This window comes from candidate division WOR-3 bacterium, assembly GCA_039803925.1.
Taxonomy (GTDB): Bacteria; Hydrothermota; Hydrothermia; order Hydrothermales; family JAJRUZ01; genus JBCNVI01.
On sequence record JBDRZL010000002.1, the window covers coordinates 36,226 to 57,681 of the forward strand.

22 protein-coding genes are annotated in these 21,456 nt (G+C 31.5%); 4 read left to right on the plus strand and 18 right to left on the minus strand.

Features of this window, described 5'->3' with window-relative positions; translation table 11 throughout:
- Position 1: 1 nt before the first annotated feature.
- The 17 genes from rpsU to ABIN17_01400 are packed head-to-tail and all read right to left on the minus strand — an operon-like array spanning position 2 to position 17,283.
- Complete coding sequence (gene rpsU, locus ABIN17_01320; protein ID MEO0283701.1) at positions 2-211, minus strand: 30S ribosomal protein S21; 210 nt, start codon at positions 209-211, stop codon at positions 2-4.
- A 40-nt stretch (positions 212-251) separates the two neighbouring features.
- Positions 252-590 (minus strand): histidine triad nucleotide-binding protein, encoded by a 339-nt coding sequence (locus ABIN17_01325; GenBank protein ID MEO0283702.1) that lies wholly within the window; start codon positions 588-590, stop codon positions 252-254.
- Entirely contained in the window at positions 590-1,315 is a 726-nt protein-coding gene (locus tag ABIN17_01330) for an RsmE family RNA methyltransferase (protein MEO0283703.1), read from the minus strand. Before ABIN17_01330 ends, ABIN17_01325 begins: the two co-directional genes overlap by 1 nt.
- On the minus strand, positions 1,315-2,448 hold the full coding sequence (gene dnaJ, locus ABIN17_01335) for a molecular chaperone DnaJ (protein ID MEO0283704.1): 1,134 nt from the start codon (positions 2,446-2,448) through the stop codon (positions 1,315-1,317). Before dnaJ ends, ABIN17_01330 begins: the two co-directional genes overlap by 1 nt.
- A gap of 7 nt (positions 2,449-2,455) precedes the next feature.
- Positions 2,456-4,384 carry a molecular chaperone DnaK gene (gene dnaK / locus ABIN17_01340; protein ID MEO0283705.1) on the minus strand — a complete coding sequence of 643 codons (1,929 nt, stop codon included), beginning with the start codon at positions 4,382-4,384 and terminating at the stop codon, positions 2,456-2,458.
- A gap of 4 nt (positions 4,385-4,388) precedes the next feature.
- Positions 4,389-4,940 carry a nucleotide exchange factor GrpE gene (gene grpE / locus ABIN17_01345; protein MEO0283706.1) on the minus strand — a complete coding sequence of 184 codons (552 nt, stop codon included), beginning with the start codon at positions 4,938-4,940 and terminating at the stop codon, positions 4,389-4,391.
- 37 nt (positions 4,941-4,977) lie between these two features.
- On the minus strand, positions 4,978-6,513 hold the full coding sequence (locus ABIN17_01350) for an acyl-CoA carboxylase subunit beta (GenBank protein MEO0283707.1): 1,536 nt from the start codon (positions 6,511-6,513) through the stop codon (positions 4,978-4,980).
- 4 nt (positions 6,514-6,517) lie between these two features.
- Complete coding sequence (gene dtd / locus ABIN17_01355; GenBank protein ID MEO0283708.1) at positions 6,518-6,970, minus strand: D-aminoacyl-tRNA deacylase; 453 nt, start codon at positions 6,968-6,970, stop codon at positions 6,518-6,520.
- A complete protein-coding gene (locus tag ABIN17_01360; GenBank protein ID MEO0283709.1) occupies positions 6,967-8,007 on the minus strand; it encodes a DUF763 domain-containing protein in 1,041 nt (346 codons plus the stop codon). The genes dtd and ABIN17_01360 overlap by 4 nt, the downstream gene beginning before the upstream one ends.
- A 6-nt stretch (positions 8,008-8,013) precedes the next feature.
- Positions 8,014-11,124, minus strand: coding sequence for an ABC transporter substrate-binding protein (locus ABIN17_01365; GenBank protein MEO0283710.1), 3,111 nt, complete (start codon positions 11,122-11,124; stop codon positions 8,014-8,016).
- The gene (gene amrB, locus ABIN17_01370) at positions 11,117-11,926 is read right to left on the minus strand and encodes an AmmeMemoRadiSam system protein B (protein ID MEO0283711.1); all 810 of its coding nucleotides are present in this window, start codon (positions 11,924-11,926) and stop codon (positions 11,117-11,119) included. The genes ABIN17_01365 and amrB overlap by 8 nt, the downstream gene beginning before the upstream one ends.
- On the minus strand, positions 11,923-13,227 hold the full coding sequence (gene hslU / locus ABIN17_01375; protein ID MEO0283712.1) for an ATP-dependent protease ATPase subunit HslU: 1,305 nt from the start codon (positions 13,225-13,227) through the stop codon (positions 11,923-11,925). The genes amrB and hslU overlap by 4 nt, the downstream gene beginning before the upstream one ends.
- Complete coding sequence (locus ABIN17_01380; protein ID MEO0283713.1) at positions 13,224-13,685, minus strand: zinc ribbon domain-containing protein; 462 nt, start codon at positions 13,683-13,685, stop codon at positions 13,224-13,226. Before ABIN17_01380 ends, hslU begins: the two co-directional genes overlap by 4 nt.
- 1 nt (position 13,686) lies before the next feature.
- Complete coding sequence (locus tag ABIN17_01385) at positions 13,687-14,202, minus strand: Zn-ribbon domain-containing OB-fold protein (GenBank protein ID MEO0283714.1); 516 nt, start codon at positions 14,200-14,202, stop codon at positions 13,687-13,689.
- 10 nt (positions 14,203-14,212) lie between these two features.
- Positions 14,213-15,385, minus strand: a complete 1,173-nt coding sequence (locus tag ABIN17_01390) for a thiolase domain-containing protein (protein ID MEO0283715.1) — start codon at positions 15,383-15,385, stop codon at positions 14,213-14,215.
- Between the two features lies 1 nt (position 15,386).
- Positions 15,387-16,532 carry an acetyl-CoA acetyltransferase gene (locus tag ABIN17_01395; protein ID MEO0283716.1) on the minus strand — a complete coding sequence of 382 codons (1,146 nt, stop codon included), beginning with the start codon at positions 16,530-16,532 and terminating at the stop codon, positions 15,387-15,389.
- Positions 16,533-16,587: 55 nt separating this feature from the next.
- Positions 16,588-17,283, minus strand: coding sequence for a ComF family protein (locus tag ABIN17_01400; protein ID MEO0283717.1), 696 nt, complete (start codon positions 17,281-17,283; stop codon positions 16,588-16,590).
- Between the two features lie 18 nt (positions 17,284-17,301).
- Here ABIN17_01400 and ABIN17_01405 point away from each other — a divergent pair, with 18 nt between their 5' ends.
- Together ABIN17_01405 and ABIN17_01410 are read left to right on the plus strand one after the other, a co-directional pair.
- Positions 17,302-17,898, plus strand: coding sequence for a (Fe-S)-binding protein (locus ABIN17_01405; GenBank protein MEO0283718.1), 597 nt, complete (start codon positions 17,302-17,304; stop codon positions 17,896-17,898).
- Entirely contained in the window at positions 17,877-19,466 is a 1,590-nt protein-coding gene (locus ABIN17_01410; GenBank protein MEO0283719.1) for an LUD domain-containing protein, read from the plus strand. The genes ABIN17_01405 and ABIN17_01410 overlap by 22 nt, the downstream gene beginning before the upstream one ends.
- 4 nt (positions 19,467-19,470) lie before the next feature.
- Here the strand turns inward: ABIN17_01410 and ABIN17_01415 are convergent, their stop codons facing one another.
- Positions 19,471-20,112: a hypothetical protein gene (locus ABIN17_01415; protein ID MEO0283720.1), complete on the minus strand. Its 642-nt coding sequence runs from the start codon at positions 20,110-20,112 to the stop codon at positions 19,471-19,473.
- Positions 20,113-20,192: 80 nt separating this feature from the next.
- On the opposite strand from ABIN17_01415, the gene ABIN17_01420 reads away from it, so the two are divergent.
- Positions 20,193-20,750: a Fe-S-containing hydro-lyase gene (locus ABIN17_01420; protein ID MEO0283721.1), complete on the plus strand. Its 558-nt coding sequence runs from the start codon at positions 20,193-20,195 to the stop codon at positions 20,748-20,750.
- Positions 20,728-21,441 (plus strand): DUF72 domain-containing protein, encoded by a 714-nt coding sequence (locus ABIN17_01425; protein ID MEO0283722.1) that lies wholly within the window; start codon positions 20,728-20,730, stop codon positions 21,439-21,441. The genes ABIN17_01420 and ABIN17_01425 overlap by 23 nt, the downstream gene beginning before the upstream one ends.
- Positions 21,442-21,456 lie beyond the last annotated feature (15 nt).

Here is a 21,456-nt window from a genome sequence, read left to right on the forward strand (position 1 = left end):
ACTATTTCTTAAGTTTTTCCTGAATTTGCTTTAATCTTCTAAGAACTCTTCTCCTTGCTGTGATAAACTCCTTTTTCCTCCTTTCAGATGGTTTTTCATAATGTTCTAATCTTTTTACCTCATCCATAATTCTATCTCTGTTTAAAATTTTTTTAAATCTTCTTAACATTTCTTCAAAACTTTCTCCTTCTCTTAGTTTTACACCTGTCATAACTTTTTTCCTCCTTGCAGTTTAACGGGAATAGAACCCTTTATCCAGGAGGCCATCTTAAAATTCTGCCTCCCAGTATATGAAAATGTAAATGAAAAATACTCTGCCCCGCCTCTTTGCCATCATTTATAACAATTCTATAACCTTCTCCGAGATTTTTTTCAAGTGCTATTTTACTTGCAACTCTTAACAAATGCCCAATTAAATAACTATCTTCTTCTTTCACTTCTCTTAAAGCACTAATATGCTTTTTGGGCACAATCAGAATGTGGACTGGAGCCTGTGGATTTATATCCTCAAATGCTAAAGATAAGTCGTCCTCATATACAATTTTTGAATTTATTTCTTTTTTTATGATTTTACAAAAAACACAATCCATTATACATTCCTCCTTTCAGTTAAATATAGTAAAATGATTCCTGCAAATAAAAGTGCAGTTTCAGTTCTTAAAGTTCTTAATCCAAGATTCCACTCTTTAAAACCTTTCTTTCTCAAATAATTTATTTCTCCATCTGTAAAAGAACCCTCAGGACCTGCTACTATAACAGCCTTATTAAAATTCTTTTCCTTCAACTCAGGCATTGCTTTTATCTTTTCGTTCAGTAAAATTTTAAACTCATAATCACTTACATAATCACAAAATTCTTCTAAGTTCATGGGTTTTTCAATTAATGGTAATACACTTCTCCTTGATTGTTTCATCGCTGAAATTGCTATCTTATTCCATCTTAAAAATTTACCTTCTCCAGGAGATACCTCTGTTCTTTCAGTTAAAAGAGGAATAAATTTACTAACTCCAAGTTCAGTCCCCTTCTCTATTAAAAATTCCATTCTTTCACCTTTCAAAATACCGCAAGCGAATGTAAGTTCAAAAGGTATTTCATTGGGTCTTCTTCTTTTTTCAATAATATCACCCTCTGCATAACCATCTTCAGTTTTAGTAAGCAAAACTAAATATTCATCACCCTCTCCATTTACAACTTTTATTATATCTTTTGGTTTTTTCCTTAAAACTCTATGTAGATGGTTATACTCCTCACCCACAATAAAAACTTTATTATCTTTTATATCACTTTTTTTAACATAAAAGTATCTTATATCCATTACTTTTTAATTTCTAATAATTTTTTTAAAATTTCTTTTTCTTCTTTTGAAACTTCCTTTGGAATCTCTACATCAATCTCTACAAAAAGATCACCCTTATTACCATTTAAATCCCTTAATCCCTGACCCCTAATTCTTAAAATCTCCCCAGTTTGAGTCCCATGGGGAATTTTAAGTTTTAGCTTTTTACCATTTAAAGAATCTATTGATACTTCTCCCCCCAACACAAGAATTGGATAAGGAACTTTCACTTTCATCTTCAAATCCTTACCCCTTCTTTCGAATCTATCATCTTTTATCTCATTAATCACAACTATAAGATCTCCAGATTTACCTCCTCTTAAACCTGCATTACCCATTCCTTTTAATCTCAACACCTTGCCTTCTTCAACTCCCGCAGGAATATTTATCTTAATCATTTCTTCTTTCACTACTCTTCCTGTACCCTTACAAGCTTCACATAGATCTCCTATTACTTTTCCAAATCCCCTACACGTGGGACAGGTAGATTGGGTTGCAAAATATCCAAAAGGTGTTCTACTTTCCCTTCTAACATACCCTGTTCCTCTACAAGTTTCACATGTTTTAAATGATTTAGATTTAGAGCCCATACCACCGCAGGTATCACACCTTACAAATCTTTTTACAAGAACTTTTTTAGATACTCCTGAATCAATTTCCTGTAATGTTAAAGAAATTTTTATTCTTAAATCTTCGCCGGGCTCTTGTGTAAAATATTCACTCTTTTCTCTTTCCCTCCTCCCTCCAAAAAGAAAATCAAAAATTGAGGAACCAAAACCAAAATCTTCAAAAATTCTTCCTATATCGCCGAAAATATCTTCAAGATCTTCAAAATGAGAAAAATCTCTCCATGTAAAATCTCCTTCTCTAAAAACTCCTGCACCTTTTAATCCTTCATGCCCGTATCTATCATAAATCTCTCTTTTCTTTGGATCACTCAATACCTCATAAGCCTCTGATATCTCCATAAATTTCTTTGCTGCCTCTTCTTTATTATTAGGGTTTCTATCAGGGTGATATTTTAAAGCTAATCTCTTATAAGCCTTTTTTATCTCCTCCTGGGTTGCATCTCTACTAACCCCGAGTATTTCATAATAATCCTTCTTAGCCATTTATTTTTTAATCAATAACCTCGTAATCTGCATCTACTGTTTTATCTTTTCCCTTACCCTCCTTTTTTTCTTCTACTTTTTCTTCTGTTGGATTCCTCATATTGTCTGTTCCTCTTCCTCTACCTGAATAAAACTCAGCACCTCTTCCATGCTGATAAATTTCCTCTGTTGCTTGATACCAGACTTCCTGCAATTCTTTCATTTTATCCTTTATATAACCCGCATCATCTTTTTTCATAGCTTCTCTTAGTTCATTCAACTTCTCCATTACTCTGCTTTTCTTACTGGAATCAACCTTATCACCAAGATCCCTGAGTGATTTTTCTACAGTGTAAATAAATGAATCTGCCTGATTTTTTGTATCTATAAGTTCCTTTCTCTTTCTATCCTCCTCCGCATGCATTTCTGCTTCTTTTATCATTTTTTGAATCTCTTCCTCAGTTAAACCTGAAGAAGAATGGACTCTTACTTTTTGTTCCCTTCCTGTTGCAAGATCCTTTGCTGATACATGTAAAATTCCATCAGCATCAATTTCAAACGTAACCTCAATTTGAGGAACACCCCTTGGAGCAGGTGGTATACCGTAAAGTTCAAACCTTGCAAGAGATCTATTATCTTTTGCCATTGGTCTTTCACCCTGTAATACGTGAATGGTAACAGCAGTTTGATTATCTTGAGCAGTTGTAAAGATTTCAGATTTTCTGACAGGAATAGTAGTATTTCTTGGAATTATAACAGTCATAACACCTCCAAGTGTTTCTACACCAAGAGAAAGAGGTGTAACATCAAGAAGGACAATATCTCTTTTTACTTCACCTGCAAGAACTGCTGCCTGAATCGCTGCACCCATTGCTACTACTTCATCGGGATTAACACCTTTATGAGGTTCTCTTCCAAAGAAACTTCTTACAGCTTCCTGAACTGCTGGAACTCTCGTCATTCCTCCAACAAGAATCACCTCGTTTATATCAGAAGGTCTCAATTTTGCATCCTCAAGTGCCCTTTTACATATTTCTATTGTTCTATCAATCAAATCTCTTACCATTGCTTCAAATCTTGCCCTTGTTAATTCTCTTTCAATATGCTTAGGACCTGCAATAAAAGGAAGTGATATTGTTGTAGTCATCATTGTTGAAAGTTCAATTTTAGCTTTTTCCGCAGCTTCCTTTAATCTCTGCATTGCGGATCTATCCTTTCTCAAATCAATCCCTTCTTCTTTTAAAAACTCCTCAACGAGCCAGTCTATAATTCTCTGGTCAAAATCATCACCACCTAAATGAGTATCACCATTTGTTGATTTTACTTCAAAAACTCCCTCTTCTGAAAGTTCAAGAATTGATATATCAAATGTTCCCCCACCTAAATCATATACAGCAACTTTAATATCTTTCTGTTTATCAAGACCATAAGCAAGAGCAGCAGCAGTAGGTTCATTAATAATTCTCAAAACTTCAAGCCCTGCTATTCTACCTGCATCCTTTGTAGCTTGTCTCTGAGCATCATTAAAATATGCTGGAACTGTTATTACAGCCTGAGTTATCTTTTCACCAAGATACTCTTCAGCACTTTCTTTTAAATATCTTAAAATAAATGCTGAAATTTCAGGAGGAGAATATATTTTATCCCTTATTTTAACTCTTGCATCATCATGTGGACCTCTTACAACTTCATAGGGAACTCTTCTAATCTCCTCCAGAACTTCATCATACCTTCTGCCCATAAATCTCTTTATAGAATAAACTGTATTTTCAGCATTAACAATTGCCTGTCTTTTTGCAATGCTTCCCACTATTATTTCTCCTGTTTCTCTAAAAGAAACAACAGAAGGGGTAACTCTTCCACCTTCTTTATTCGGAATTACTTTCGGTTCATTTCCTTCCATAATTGCAAGGCAGGAGTTAGTGGTTCCGAGATCTATACCAACCGCCTTTGCCATATTTTTATTCCTCCTTTTCTATTTCACTTTTTTTGGGAATTGAACCCATTTCTTTCTTTTCTTCTTTAAAAAACCCTACAACCACTTTCGCTGGATTTATTGCTTTGCCCATAAATTTCAATCCTCTTTGAACACTTTTTATTATTTTTTTGTCTAAACTTTTATCAAAAACTTCCTGTAAATCAACAGCTTCATGAAACTCTGGATTAAAATCCTCGCCTTCCACTGGTTCTATTATCTCACCCCCTTCCTCATTCAATATATTAATAAATTGTTTGTAAATCATTTCTACACCTTTTTTAAGATTAAGAGTATCATTATTATTTTCATTAATTATTTCTAATGCTCTTCCTAAATTATCAATTGCTAAAAAAAACTTCTGAATCAATTCTTTTTTTCCTTCATTTTTTGCCCCTTTAAACTCCTCCTCTTTTCTTTTTTTAAATTTGTTGAAATCCATAATTGTTCGTGTATAGAGTTCTCTAAACTCTTCTGCTTCTTTATAATTAAAAAGCAATTCTTCTTTAATTCTTTCAAGCCATTTCTTTTTTTCCATTATATTTAAATACTATTAAAGTAAAATTTTTTCAAGTTTATAAAGGTATATTTCCATGTTTCTTCGGTGGTAAACCCTGTCTTTTATTTCTTAAAAGTTTCAGACCTTTTATAATCCACTTTCTTGTTTTACGGGGCTCAATAACATCATCAATATAACCATAAGCCGCTGCATAGTAAGGATTAGCAAATTTATCCCTGTACATTTTTGTAAGCTCTTTCCTTAATTCTTCCGGATTTTCTGCTTCCTGGATCTCTTTTCTGTAAATAATGTTTATTGCACCTTCAGGTCCCATAACGGCAATCTCTGCGGTTGGCCAAGCTAAATTTATATCTCCTCTTACCTGTTTTGAAGATAATACACAATAAGCTCCTCCGTAACTTTTTCTTGTTATTACTGTAATTTTAGGAACTGTTGCTTCACAATATGCGTAAAGAAGTTTTGCCCCTTCCTTTATAATACCCCTGTGCTCTTGATAAACACCTGGTAAAAATCCCGGAACATCCTCGAAGGTAATTATAGGAATATTAAAAGCATCGCAGAATCTAACAAATCTTGCTGCTTTTATTGAAGCATCAACATCAATAGCACCAGCAAGATGCATTGGCTCTTGAGCAACTATTCCTACACTGAAACCACCGATTCTTGCAAATCCAACTATTATATTTGGTGCATATTTCTCATGAACTTCAAAGAAAACTCCATTATCCACTACTCTTCTGATTATCTCTTTCATCTCATAGGGAGCATTTGGATCTTCAGGAATAATATCATCAAGCTCTGGATCTTCTCTGTCTTCCGGGTCTCCTGTATCTATGAAAGGTGGTTCCTCCATATTGTTCTGGGGCAAATAAGTCAAAAGGGTTCTTATTCCACCCATAACCTCCTCCTCACTATCATAAACAAAATGAGCAACTCCACTTTTCTCTGCATGAACATCAGCTCCACCAAGTTCTTCAAAATTAACATCCTCATGGGTAACTGCCTTAATAACATCAGGACCAGTTATAAACATATAACTTGTTTTCCTCACCATAAAAATAAAATCTGTTAAAGCAGGAGAATAAACTGCCCCACCTGCACAGGGTCCTAAAATTGCTGAAATCTGCGGAACAACACCTGATAGAAGGGTATTTCTTAAAAATATTTCTGCATAACCTGCAAGAGAAGCCACACCCTCCTGAATTCTTGCACCACCTGAGTCGTTAAGCCCAATTATAGGTACTCCAATCCTTAAAGCAATATCAAAAATCTTTTTAATTTTATCCGCATGAGCAAGAGAAAGTGTGCCACCAAAAACCGTAAAATCCTGTGAAAATACTAAAACATCTCTTCCATGTATCTTAGCAAAACCAGTAACAACACCATCACCTAATATCTTAGGGAGGTCAAATTCTGTGATTCTGTGAGTAACAAACATATCAATTTCTTGAAAACTACCTTCATCTACAAGAAGTTCTATTCTTTCTCTTGCTGTCTTTTTACCTTTTTCTTTATGTTTTTTTATTTTTTCCTCTCCACCTCCCTTTAGTGCTTCTTCTCTTAATTTTTTTAATTTTTCAAATTTATCCATGGTATCACCTGAATTTTTCCTTAGTATCCAGAAAAATTGTAACAGGACCGGAATTAACATGATAAACTTCCATATAAGCTCCGAATTCACCTTCTATAACTTTTAAATTACTTTCCTTTAATTTATTAACAAAAAAATTGAACTTTTCAATCGCCTTTACTTTCTCTTCAGAATTGTCAAAGGAAGGTCTATTACCTTTTTTAATATCTGCACATAATGTGAAATTAGATATAACAAGTATATCCCCACTTACATCTAAAACACTTAAATTCAACTTTCCCTGATTGTCATCAAAAATTCTCAAATTTAAAATTTTATTAACTGCCCACTCAATTTCCTGAATCGAATCATTTTTACAGATACCCACAAATAAAAGAAGACCCTTATTGATACTTAAAACTTTGTTCTCATTAATCTTTACATAACCTTCTTTTATTCTTTCAATAACTATTTTCATCTTACAAAATAGTATAATCTTTTAAGTAAAAAACTTCTATCTTCTCTTCCAAATCCTCTTCTTTTTGATATAATTCTTTCAAGTATTTCAATAGTTTTATCATATTCTCTTCTATTTATCCTATAAGGAGTCCCATCTTTTCCGCCATGGGCAAAAGAAAATCTTGCAGGGTCAGTGTAATCCGGCTTTTCTCCATATAAAATAACTGAAAGAAGGGTTAAAACTCTTAAAGTTTTTTCACCAACTCCTTTTATTAAAAGAATTTTTTCAAATTTATCAATATTTTTCTTATAAAAATTTATACTAATCTGATAAATTTTTTTCTTATCTAAGTCACTTAATTTAATTTCGTGTCTAAAGGGCATTTTATAAATTTCCTTAATTCCCTCTTCTTTTATTAATCTCAAAATATTTTCCCTTATTTTTCTATTCCTTTCAGACACAAGATTTAAAACTGATTTTTCTCTTCTTTCAGCGATTATCCCTGAATGGGGTTCATTTGTTAAATCTATCAATTTTTTAGAAAAAATATGATATCTTCTTGCAGTTCTCTTTGAAGGATTCATTCCCTGCTGAATAGTTAACCAGTTTCCCTTACTATCAAACCAGAAGGTGTGATGATAGAGAGTGTGCCCATCCTGAACACAAATATTATCAATTTTAGCTGTTAAACGGGAAAGTTTAATAAATAAAGAAGCATCAATATTTACTTTATCACTTATTTTCAAAATTTCATCAGGTGTTTTTAAAGCTACTTTACCTTTTCCTCCAGTTATATATATGGGGATATTCCTATCTCTAAAACCCTCTTTCAAAGCACCTGTTAGAGTTGTTGTAAGTCCTGAAGAATGCCAGTCAAATCCAAGGAAACATCCAAAGCTTTGAAACCATAAAGGATCAGAAAATTTTTCCAATATTAATTCTGTGTCAAACTCTTCAAGCATGTATTCAACAATCAGGGATGATAATTTTTTCATTTTTTGAAAAAGCCATTCCGGTGCTTTTCCGGAATGTAAAGGTAAACTAATTATATCCATTTATTTTTATGGAAATTTAAAAGCAATCTCCAATCTGAAGTGTCCCAATGGATGGGGCCAAATTCCAAGAACTTTATCAGACAAAAGAACCCTTTCATAGGGATGATATAAAAATATGCAAGGTGCATCTTCTAATATTTTCTTTTCTATCTCCTGATAAATTTTCTTCCTTATTTCAGGTATTCTAACTCTCCTTGCTTCTTCAATCAATTTATCAACAAGGGAGTTTGAATATTTTGCTTCATTAGCTCCTGATTTAATGGAATTTGAATGATACATTGGATAAACAATACTGTCAGGATCACCGGTATCTGCTACCCAACCAATTGTATGACATTCAGTTTTATCTAAATGAACAGATTCAAGAAATTCTTTCCATGGTTTTACTTCAATTTGAACTTCAATTCCAAGCTTTTCAAAACACTCTTTAATAAACTCAGCATTTCTCCTGTATGCTGTACTTTCAGAAACAGTAAGCTTTATTTTAATGGGTAATTTCACTCCAGACTTAGATAATTCCTCTTTTGCTTTCTCAATATCAAACTCATATCCTTTTAAATCAGGATTATAAACCTCTGATGAAGGAGCAAAAATTCCATTAGCCTTTATTGATCTACCTTTTAATATTTCTTTTATAAATTTCTCTTTATCAAAAGCATAATTCAAGGCTTTACGAAAGTGAATGTTATTAAAGGGATACTTCCTGTTATTAAAATCAAGCCTATGAATTGAAAGTTCTGGGACTGTTTTTATTTTCTGGAAATAATTAGGTGCTTTTTCCTTTAAAATTTCTTCTTCTTCATAGGAAGGCTCAAGCACATCTAATTCGCCTTTTAAAAACATATTTAAAAAAATTATTGTTTCTTTTTCTTTAATTAAAAAGATAATCCTATCCACATTAGCTCTTCCCGCAAAATAATCATCAAAAGCCACAAGTTCTATATACTCATCCTTTTTATAATCTTTAAGAATAAAAGGACCCAAACCTATTAAATCACCATTTTTCTCCCTTGTAATAGCTGCATTGACAAGAGCAAGATTATAAATGAAAGGAACAAAAGGATACTCAAGTTCTACTTCTATTCTATAATCATCTACAATTCTTATACCCTCAACAAAATTTTTTGTACCTTCAATAAAATCCTTAGCTCCTTTTATCATATCAAAATAATTTCTGTAATTTCCCTTTAAAGTTCTCATTAAAGAATCTCTAACATCATGGGATGTCATAATTTCTCCATTATGAAACTTTACATTTTTTCTAAGGTAAAAAATATACAATTTACCCTCTTTTTCTATTTCAAATTTTTCGACAAGAAAAGGTATTACTTTACTTGAAATTGGAGAAACCATAAATAAAGACCTGTGAATATTTTCAAGAATTGTGTTACTTGTAGCATCCGTTGCCATGTAGGGATTCAAATTAGCAGGATTACTATTTAGAGGTAACCTCAAAACAATTTCCTCTACAGATTTTTCTCCTTCCTCATCTATGTAAGGTAATCTCCTTACTACCTTCTCCTTAACATCTGATATATCTTTCTTAGTATCTGCCATCAATCTTTCAATATCCTTGAACTTTAGAGTTAATTGATTTATAAATTCTTCGAGTATAACAAAGGTGTCCTTAAATTTTTCTATATCACTTCCTATACTATCTGTCATTTCACCTATCTTATCAAAACTTTCTTCAAGTATCTCAATTTCTTTTTTCATATCAAAAAAACTTATGTCCTTTTCATACTCAGTAAATAAACTCTCTTTAGCTATCGCTAAGCTTGTAATTTCTTTTATAAATCCTATAATCTCCTCTGACAAAGATATAGAATTTCTGACTCTTTCTTTGAGCTCCATAGATAGGGGATCTTCTTTTATACCTGCCCTTGCTGTTTCAACTGATGAGTAAAGGGAGAGAATTTCTCCGTCTTTTAAATCTTCTTTCATCTGTCTCAAATACTTTAAAAATTTAAAATCGGTTCTTTCAAGATTGAAAGATTCTCGATAAGAAATTAAATAGGAAAAAAACTCATTTATAACTTTATCCATATTATTAATTTGATCCAGATAGTAAGAAACATTTAACTTGAAATTTTTAAGAGTTAACTCTTCTAAGTCCTTTATCCTTTTATCCTGAATTTTAATTTTTCCAACAATACTCCTTAAAATATCTAATTTCTTCTCCCATTCATCCTTACTCTTTTCAAAATTAGAAAATCTATTACTTAACTCTTTTATAATTAAATCTATATTATTTGAAAAGAACTCAATCTTATTATTTATTCTCTTTTTAAGATAAATAGGTGATGAGGAAGCTAAATCCATTATTTCATAAAGAGATTCAAGAATTTCTTCATTCCCTTTAAAAATCTCTGAATAAATAAGCACCTTCTCAGCATCATTAAAAAAGAGAGTGCTTTTTGTTTCAAGATCTATTATGTTCCTAAATAATTCATCTAAAAGAGTTTTTCTCTCTGAATATATCAAAACAAGATCCTTTAGAGTATTCAAAAAATTCTTTATAGATTCCTTTAATTTTTCAAATATCTCGCTCAAAATTTTTTCATATTTATTTAATTCTCCAACCAGCTCCAGAATTTTGTTTTGTTTTAGTTTTAAAGACTCAAAATTATCTTTAATCTTTTCAACATCCAAAGAAAGAATTTTTGCATGCAATATAATCCTCTGTGCCAATTTCGATAATTCCTGAGAAACCACAGATAAACCTTTACCTTTCTCTCCAAGATGATAAGCCTTTATTTCAGAATTCCTTGAAACAATCTCTATATAATGAATCTCCTCCAGCAATTTTTCAGTATTCTCAGTCAACTTATCGAAGAATCTTAAAACTTTTTCTATCCTCCCAATTTCTTTGTTGTAAAAGGAAAGATAAAGAGGTAACTTATTATAGATTTTTAGTAATTCTCCTTCAACTTTACTGGAAATATCACCTATTTTTAATGTTGTTTCCTCCATCTCTTTAAACATATCAGTCATTTTTTTAAGCTCGTTCTGTGTCCGAACTTTTATATTCTCAATTTTATCTCTTTCGCCAAAAACATAAAGACCAAGTTCGTAAAGTTTTTTAAAAAAATCAAAAACTTTTTGAGCCCTATTCATATATCACATAGGATATATAACCAACAACATAACCCAAAGATTTTTCTTTTATAACATCTTGGGAGGTTGTCATATATAAAACTTTCCTTCCAAATTTACCGTTTCTAAAAATTTTTAAAAGAACATATATTGCAGATGCTCCACAGGCCATAATCTTTTCCTCCATTATTCCATTAAAGAATTCTTGAGGATACCCTCTTTCAAGTATTTCCTTTGAATGTATATTTACATTTTTACAATCTCTATAAGAATAACCATGATAAAAATCCGAACTTGCAATTACAAGTGTCTTATCATCTATTTCCTTTTTTAAAACTTCTGCTATAATATCAAGAGTTTCTCTTTTGAATGTTCCTATTAGAATAGGAACCAATTTAAATTTATCTTTAAATTTATACTGTAAAAAGGGAACCTGAACCTCAATGGAATGTTCATTACTGTGATAAATGGAATTAAATTTAAATACATCGTAATTTTTTAATTTTTCTTCAAAATCTAAATCAAGTTCCACTTCACCTAAGGGAGTTTGCCATCTTTCATTTTCATCAAGGGAAGCATAATTAAAAGAATAATGATGAGAAACACCTAAAATTACTATTCTTTCATAATAATTTTTGAGATTTTTATAAACATATGAAGCTGTTTCTCCTGAGTAAATATAGCCTGCATGAGGTGTTATAGCTGATTTAATTTTTAAATCAATATCTTCAACATTTTCAAATAGCATACTTATCAAATTTTCAAGTTCTTTTTTTTCTGAAGGATAAAAAGCACCACTTACTGCAGGTTTTCTTATATTCATAAGATATACCTTGATACATCTTCCTCCTTTAATGCTTTTGATAAGATTTCATCAACATAAGAAGCTGTAACCACATAAGGATTTCTATCTAAATAAGGCATTCTGAATAAAGCATCTTCAAGAACAAGATTCATAACAGTTTGCAATCTTCTTGCTCCAATATCCTCCATTTTTTGATTTGCAAGGTAAGCGTAATGTGCTATCTTTTTAATTGCCTCTTCCTCAAACTCTAAAGTAAATCCCTCTGCCTCAAATAAAGCTTTAAATTGTTTTATAAGAGAATTTTCAGGTTCAACCAAAATCCTCTCAAATTCCTTCTCACCAAGTGGATGTAACTCTACTCTTATAGGAAATCTTCCTTGAAGTTCAGGTATCAAATCCTGTGGTGAGGATTTACTGAAAGCACCTGCTCCTATAAAAAGTATGTTATCTGTTTTTACAACTCCGTATTTCGTCCATACACTTGTTCCCTCCACAATTGGTAAAAGATCTCTCTGAACACCTTCTCTTGAAACAGAGGGTCCATGTTCTTCTCCCTTACCTACTATTTTATCAATCTCATCTATAAAAATTATACCCTTTTCCTGCGCAAGTTTAAGTGCTTCCTGTTTTACTTCTTCAATATTAATGAGCTTATTTGCAGCTTCTTGAGTGTAATATTCAAGTGCATCCTTAACTTTCATTCTCTTGATAACCGTTCTCTTTGGGAAAATATCTTCCATAACATCCTGCAAACTCTGAGCAATTGTATCCTGACCCATAGGTACTGGAATAACAGAAACAGGAGATTGTTTTACCTCAATATCAATTTCTCTATCATTATAAAATCCCCTTCTTAAATGTTCTCTTATTGTCTCTCTCGGAGAAAACTGGGCTCCTGCAAGTATTTCTACAATTTTATCCTCTGCAAGTTCCCTCGCTCTATTTTCCACTTCCTTCACTCTTTTCTGTCTTAGCATATTAAAAGCAACCTCCACTAAATCCCTAACCATACTTTCCACATCCTTCCCAACATACCCAACCTCAGTATATCTTGTAGCCTCAACTTTTAAAAAAGGTGAACCAGTAAGCTGAGCAAGCCTTCTTGCTATCTCTGTTTTTCCAACTCCTGTTGGTCCTATCATAAGAATATTAAAGGGATGAATCTCTTCTCTTATCTTACCCTTTACTCTCATTCTCCTCCACCTATTCCTCAAAGCAATAGCAACTGCTTTTTTGGCTTCTTCCTGTCCAATTATATATTTATTTAACTCCTCAACTATCTCAAAAGGGGTCTTCTCCTCGTTATAATATTCAATCATTTCTTTATTGTAAAGTATTTTATATCCTTAAGTGAACCAACTCTATTTTTATTAAAAAATGGTACAACTATGTCACCTGTATCTATATCAGTATCAGGATCAAGAAAATGTATTATTCCACCTTTAGCATCAGGAACACCAATTAAAGCAATCTTTTGAGGCTTATCAAGAGGATTTCCATCTAAATCAAGATAAGATTTAGTCATAACAAGAACAACAAAGGGACCTTCAACATCAACAAATTTTTCAATCCTCTCAAAACAATCCTCACAGTAAATTCTTGGAGGTAAAATTATTGATTCACAATTTTCACAGTAACTTCCTTTAATTTTTCCTTCTTTTAAACCTTTATAAAAAATTTCTCCACCATTTCCCACAGTATAAACCCACCAAACTGGAATATCACCTTTTTGCACTTTTACATCACTTAATCTTTCAATAAAATCTTTAAAGGGCATTTTATTTCCTCCTTTTTATTGGCTTAAAATATAAAATATCCGTTATCGCTCCTTCCCTTTCGTTTTCCTTTTTCCAGACTGCTTTTACCCTTGTTCCTATATCAATATTTTTTAAAATCTCTTCCAAGGAATCACCTGCTTCGCCTATTTTATGTAATATTCCTATATTTTCTGAGGCACCTTCAAGCCTTATTACAGCAGGAATCTCTGGCTCATCTCTTCTTGAAGCATCCCAGTTAACATAAGAAACAGAAAAGGTAAGAATTTCACCTTCATCTTTTAATAAAATCCATTCATCAGTTGGTCTGAAACAGATTTCACAGAACATTCTTGGCGGAACAATTACCCTACCACAGGAATAGCACTTTCTTGCCAGAATTTTACCCTGCTTTAAACCCTCAAAAAATTTAGTTATAGCTATTCCACAATCCCATTCATACTCAAGTTTACTTTTCCACTCAACTTTAAAAACTTTTTCAAAATCTTTTGTATCAAGTGGTGTTCCTTTAAATTCCATTTTTTACCTCCTATTTAGATAAAATAACAACTGTTCCAACTTGCATCAAGTCTCCCCATGCCTGTGCCAGTCCTCTCTTTACCTCTCTTTTAACCTGCCTTTTACCTGCTTCTCCCTTTAATTGCAAATAAATTTCAATAACCTTCATAAGTCCAGCAGCTGCTATTGGATTTCCAACTCCTAAAAGGCCGCCTGAAGGACTTGAAGGTATCCCATTTTCCGTATCCCTGTTCCAAAAACCTTTTTCAAGCAATTTAGGAGCCTCACCTTTATCAGCAAGCAAAAGCCCCTCAAGATGATGGAGTTCCTTATAAGCAAAAGGATCATAGGGTTCAACCACATGAATCTCTTTTCTTGGATCTTTTATTCCTGCCATATCATAAGCCATTCTTGCTGCATATTCAACATATCTTGGATAATAAAGATCTCTATTTGTCCAGTAAGAAGTATCAAGACACCATCCTACACCTTCAATCCAAATAGGCTTATCGGTTCTTTTTTTTGCTTCATGTTCTGATGCAATTACAATAGCACAAGCCGCATCTGTTATAGGTGAAACCATCAATCTGTAAACTGGATAGGCAATAACTTCTGAATCAAGAATATCTTTAACAGTATACTCACCGGCAATTCCCTTCTGAGCGCATGGGTGATCCATTCCATTCTTCTTATTCTTTACAGAAACAAGGGCAATTGTTTCAAGGGGTATTTTATGAACTTTCATATATCTCATCATCTCAAGAGAAAATATCCATAAAAGATTTACTCCTAAGGGTCTTTCAAGAAATTGATCATAAATAGTATTAAAAGCACCTTGAGGATGTGGCATACAGGAAGACATTTTTTCTTCTGCAACAACAAGACAAGTATCAAACATACCACTTGCAACAAGATAAAAACCATGAATTATTGAAAAAACACCAGAACCTCCTCCAACATAAGACCTCATATAGGGTTTTCTTTTAGCACCTGCTCCATCGGAAATCCAATCACCCTTCATATGGACTCCATCAAAAGCATCAGGTGCTGTTGCCATTACTACACAATCAATCTCACTTATATCCATCTTTGCATCTAAAAGAGCCATCTTTGCTGCTTCAAAAGCAAGCTCTTTACCTTGCTCCTTTGCTCTTCTCATAAATTTTGTCATCCCTGCACCAAGAATTGCAACTTTCTGTGCCATTTTAACCCTCCCTTTTTAAAATTAAAACTCCTCCACTTGCAGAAGGAAATCCCTTCCATGATGCAAGTAAAGCAGTCTCAGGTTCTCTTAATTGAACATTTGAAGCACTTTTCCTCAACTGTAAAATAGCATCATATATAGCTCTTGCACCATTCATTAAAGAAAAATTTCCATTACCTAAATTTCCACCTGTAGGATTAACAGGTAATTCTCCACTTAAATCATAAAAACCCTCCCTCAATAATTCAGCTGATTCCCCATACCTTGCAAGGGATAATGCTTCAAGATGCTGTAATTCCTTGTAAGAAAAAGTATCATCAATCTCTGCAAAATCAATTTCTTTGATAGGATTTCTAATACCTGCCATTGAATAAGCTTTTCTTGCTGCAACACTCAGATATTCCGCATCACCTTCCCATCTTTCAATATTGGGTGTGAACTCTCCAAAACCAACTCCCTGGATTTTTATAAAGTCTCTATTTCTTTCTTTTGCTATTTCTTCATTCGCTACAACAATAACACATGCTCCGTCAGCATTGGGAGAAATATCAAGTTCCCTTAAAGGTTCAGATACTGGTTTTGAGAGAAGAACTTCCTCAGGAGGAATTATAGAACCAAAAGGACTTCTACCAAATAATAAAGCATTTGCTTTATTTTTTGTAACTACATGAGCAGTATCCAATTCATCATAACCTCTTGAATCAAGAAACATTGCCATCTCAAGAGCAATAAGTGCATAAGGATTTATTTCAAGAGGTCTAACATATATGGGATCTAAAGCCATTGAGAATAAATGATGATGATTTTTAATATTTGATAATTTGGAATGAGCTTCAAGGACACCAATTTTAAAATATCCTGTTTTAATCTGGGCATATAAAGAAGCAATACCTGTAATAGCATCAGCACAAATTGTATGAACTGGCTTTAAAACAGCACCAAGTTGATCAGGAACATATTCATCAAAAATTGATGTTCCTTCTTCAAAATCTTCTGATACACAAACGAAAGTATCAACATCTCTTGGTTCTATTCCAGCATCAAGATAGGCTTTCTCTGCTGCTTCATAAATAAGTTCTCTAAAACTCACATCAGGAGAAATTTTACCTCTTAAAGCAATTCCCACTCCTATTATGTAAACATTCATTTTACAAAATTATATTAAAAGGGGATAGAACCTTGATAAATGATTATAAAACAAACTATGAACCAGTGGCAATTGAAAGGGCAAAAACCTTTTCAGAACCTTTTGATTTTAAAACCTTCGCACATTCTTCAAGGGTTTTCCCAGAGGTAAAAACATCATCAAAAAGTAAGATTCTTTTATCTTTTACTTCATTGCTTTTAATAACTTTAAAGGCATCCCTTACATTTTCTTCCCTCTTTTTAAATTCTTTAATTCTTGACTGGGGTCTTGTTGGTTTCAGTCTTATTAAAATATCATTTCTATAATTTATTTTTAAAATTTTTTTAACACTTTCAAGAATTAAAACATTCTGATTAAATCCCCTTTCCCTTTCTTTTGACGGATGAAGAGGAACAGGAATTATTATATCAAATAGAGGTAAAACCTTTTCAATCCATTCTATAACAAAAGGAACAAAAAATTCCTTAATTTTTGTATACCTTTTAAATTTGTAACTTTCTATAAGCTCCTTAATTATATCATTATAATTAAAAATTGCATAAACTTCATCAATATATTTTAATTTAATACTGCATTTATGACTCTTTAAATTTCTTCCACATTTTTTACAAAAAGGTGGATGTATTTTTGACCTTAAAATAAGCTCTAAACAACCTTTGCAGAAAAATTTATCTTCTTTTAAATTTTCACAGATTAAACAAAGAGGAGGAAAAAAGAAATTTAAAATATCTTTAACAATAGGTTTTAACACACTTATAATTATAAAATAATGAATAAAAAAATCTACATCTTCCCTACCTGTATTGGAAATTTAATTTATAAAAATTTAATTAAAGAAATAAAAAAACTTCTTCAGAAAAAAGAATTTGAAGCTCAAATCTTAAATAAACCTTTTTGCTGTGGACAAGTCTTTTATAATACTGGAAACTTTAAAAAAGCAAAAAAAATTGGGAACTTAATTTTAAAGGAATGGAAAAACAAGGAAATTTTATTCTTTTCTGGCTCCTGTCTTGAATATGTCTTAGAAAATTTACCCTTACTTACTGGAAAAAAAAATTCTTTTTATGCTGAAGAAATTACAAATTTTTTGATAAAAGAGAAAATAATTGAATTACCTTATAATTTTCATACTTCCTGTCATTTTAAAATTTTTAAAAACAAAAAACCAGAATTTCTCGGTTGCTGTGGATTCGGTGGTGTATTTTCTTCTATCTATCTTAAAACCTCTGAAAAAATTCTTAAAGCAAAATATAAAGAAAAGGAAATTATCTCAATAGAACCCGGATGTTCTCTTCATATGAAATCAAAAGGATTTGAAATAATTCATCCTTTAGAAAAAATACTATGGAAGAAAACAGAGTTTTAATTAATATAAAAAGGGCTTTTGATAAAAGAGAAAGTATAATTAAGGAAATAAATTTTGAAGAATTAAGGGAAAAAGCAAGAAATATAAAAGAAAACTCTATAAAGAATTATAAAGAACTTATAAAAATTTTCATAAAAAAAATGGAAGAAAAAGGAGTAAAGGTTTTTTTAGCCAGAACACCTGAAGAGGTAAAACACATATTGAAAGGAATTCTTGAAAAAGAAAAATCAAGAAAAATAGTTGCTTCAAAATCTATGACTCAAGAAGAAATTGGGTTAAAAAAATTTTTAAGAAAAAATGGTTATGAATTTAACGAAACTGATTTGGGTGAATGGATATGTGACCTTGAAGGTTCACTACCAAAACATATTGTAGCTCCTGCGATACATTTTTCAAGATTTGATGTTAAAAATCTTTTTGAAGAGAAATTCAATGTAAAACTGAGTGATAATGTTGAAGAACTTACAAATTTTGCAAGAATAAGATTAAAAAAAATTTTTGAAGAGGCTGATACAGGTATTTTAGGAGCAAACTTTGTTTTCGCTAAGGAAGGAATTATTGGATGTTTTGAAAATGAAGGTAACCTGGGAAAAACCTTCTATTTTCCAAAAACCTGTATAACGATATTCGGTATTGAAAAATTTGTTGAATCAATCAAAGACTTTCCAGTTTTTTTAAGAATTTTACCAAGGAGTGCAACGGGTCAGAGAATAACATCTTATGTGCATTTACTTTCAGAAAAAAAGGAGGGGAACTGGTATATAGTAATTCTTGAAGGTAAAAGGGGAGAAATTGCAAAGAACGAGGAATTTAGAGAGCTACTTTACTGTATAAGATGCGGAGCCTGTTCAAATATATGTCCTGTGTATGGAGTAGAAGAAGCTGAAAATTACAAAGGACCTTACAATGGACCAATAGGGATCTTATGGAATGCTCTTTTATATAACTTTTACTCAAATGCTTTCTATTCAACTCTATGTGGATTTTGTGATACTGTATGCCCTGTTAAGATAAATATCTCCGGTAAAATTAAAAGAATAAGAAAAGAAAAATATCTTCCTCTTAAAATTAAACTATTTTTAAAAATTTATTCAATTTTGAATAATTACCCATTTTTACTACGGTTCCTTTCAGAAAAAATTCCAGTTTCAATTGTAAGTCAAATTTTAAAAAATAAAGAAAAAAAACATTATCCCTATTTTGAAGATTTTAAAGAGGAAGAAGAAAAAACAAAATATGAAAATAACTTTGAAAAAAACTGGAAAGAGGTAAAAGGGGAATTTGGGGAAAGGGGAAAAGAATTCAAAGTAGAGTATGCTATTTCTGAAACAGGAACCTGCATTTTAAATTCAAAGGATTTTAAAGATTTCTTTAATGAAGAGGAAGTATTTTTCAGAATAAAAAGGGAGAAAATATTAGATTATTTTGAGAATTTTTTTGATGAAAAATTTATCTTTAATGGGAATTTACTTTTTGTCAGCGGTCCATCAAGAACTGCTGATATAGAAAAAAAATTAATACTTGGTGTTCATGGACCTTGGAGAACCTTTATTAAGATAGAAGATTAAATTTTTAAAGCTGCCAGATTTCCTCTTCAATTTCTACATTTAATTTAAACATATAAAATTGTGAATCAAGAACCTTTTCTCCTTTTTCAAAACCCTCTACTCTATAAGGCACATAATCTTCAGTAAACCAAAATATTTCTTCATTAAAACCATAGTATTTTTCAGGATTTAAAATTTTGACCTTTATTTTTTTACCCTTAAAACCTTTTTCTTCAAAATCACCTATATATTCCATTTCATATCCCTCATCCATGTATTTTAAAAATCTAAGGTAGACACCACTTATTCCAGCATCATAAGTTTTAAACCCCCTTATAGATACAACTCTTCCATCATCAGGTTTTAAAGTTAATACAACACCTCTAAGTAAACCACCCTTTCTACCCCTAACTATATTTTTTTCAGGATTATACATTGCTTCGGAATCTTTATTTTTTCCTTTTAGAACTTTTAATCTTGTCCATAAGGGTTTTTTAAAGTAAACAAAATAAGAAGCCTCTTCAATTTTATCAATTTTTTTCTGAAAGGTGTTATATTCACATATACAGGTTTTTATAGATTCCCATTTTTCCTTTACCTTATTTTTAAACTCATCAATATTAATCTGGGTTTGAGATAAAATAAAAAACAATGTTGTAATAAACATAATTTTTTATTATAATTTTATTTTGGAGTTGAACCTGGTTCTATCCCCATTATTATAAAAAAAGCAAGATTAAAAAACAAATAATGAAAGATATAAAAATTAAGACACCAGTTGATGAAGAAACAATTTTATCAATAAAAGCAGGGGATCCAGTTTATATTTCAGGAATTATTTATACAGCAAGAGATGCTGCTCATAAAAGGATGCTTGAAGATTATAAAGGTGGTAAAGGTCTTCCCATTGATTTAAAGGGTCAAATAATATACTATGTTGGTCCAACTCCAAGTAAACCCGGACAGGTGATAGGTTCAGCAGGTCCAACTACTTCAATAAGAATGGATCCCTATACTCCTTTTATACTTGAAATGGGTGTAAAAGCAACAATTGGAAAAGGAGAAAGGACTCCTCAAGTTATTGAGTCTCTTAAGAAGTTTAAAGCAATTTATCTTGTTGCAGTGGGAGGGGCAGGTGCTTTAATTTCAAGAACAATAAAAAGGGTTAGAGTTATTGCTTATGAAGATCTTGGCCCTGAGGCAATAAGAGAGCTGGAAGTTGAAGATTTTCCAACAATTTGTGCAATTGATGCTTACGGAAACAATCTCTTTGAACAAGGGGTTGAAAAATTCCGTAGAGAATAAAATATTTGTAGGTACATCGGGCTGGGCTTATTCATGGAATGAAGGGGGTAACTTTGAATGGTTTGTTAAGGAAAGCAATTTAAATGCTATTGAATTAAATGCTTCCTTTTACAGATTTCCACTTTCTTCTCATATAAATTCCTGGGCAAAGAAAACTTTTAATTTAAGATGGAGTGTTAAGGTGAATCAATTTATAACGCATGTTTTTAAATTTTCTGAAAAAGCTTTTTTTACATGGGAAAAATTTAAAAATCTCTTTAGACCCCTTGAAAATTTCATAGATTTTTATCTATTTCAAACACCACCTAATTTTTCTGATAAAAATAGAGAAAAATTGGAAAAATTTATAAAATTTACAAATTTAAAGGAAAAGTTTGCCTTTGAGCCAAGAGAAAAATCCTGGTTTAAAAAGGAAAATTATAAATGGGCAAAAAATCTAAATATTACTTGGGTTTCAATGGATGCACCTATATTTCCAAGAGATATTATAAATCTTAACGGAATAGTCTATTTAAGAATGCACGGAAGAACTGACTGGTATTCTCATTATTATGAAGATGAAGAATTAAAAGAAATTGCTGAAAGAATTATAAAAACAAAGCCAGAAAAAATTTATGTATTTTTTAACAATAACCATTCAATGCTTGAAAATGCAAGAAAAATGAAAAAAATACTTGAAAGTTCTGTTTAAAAAATATTTTTAAAA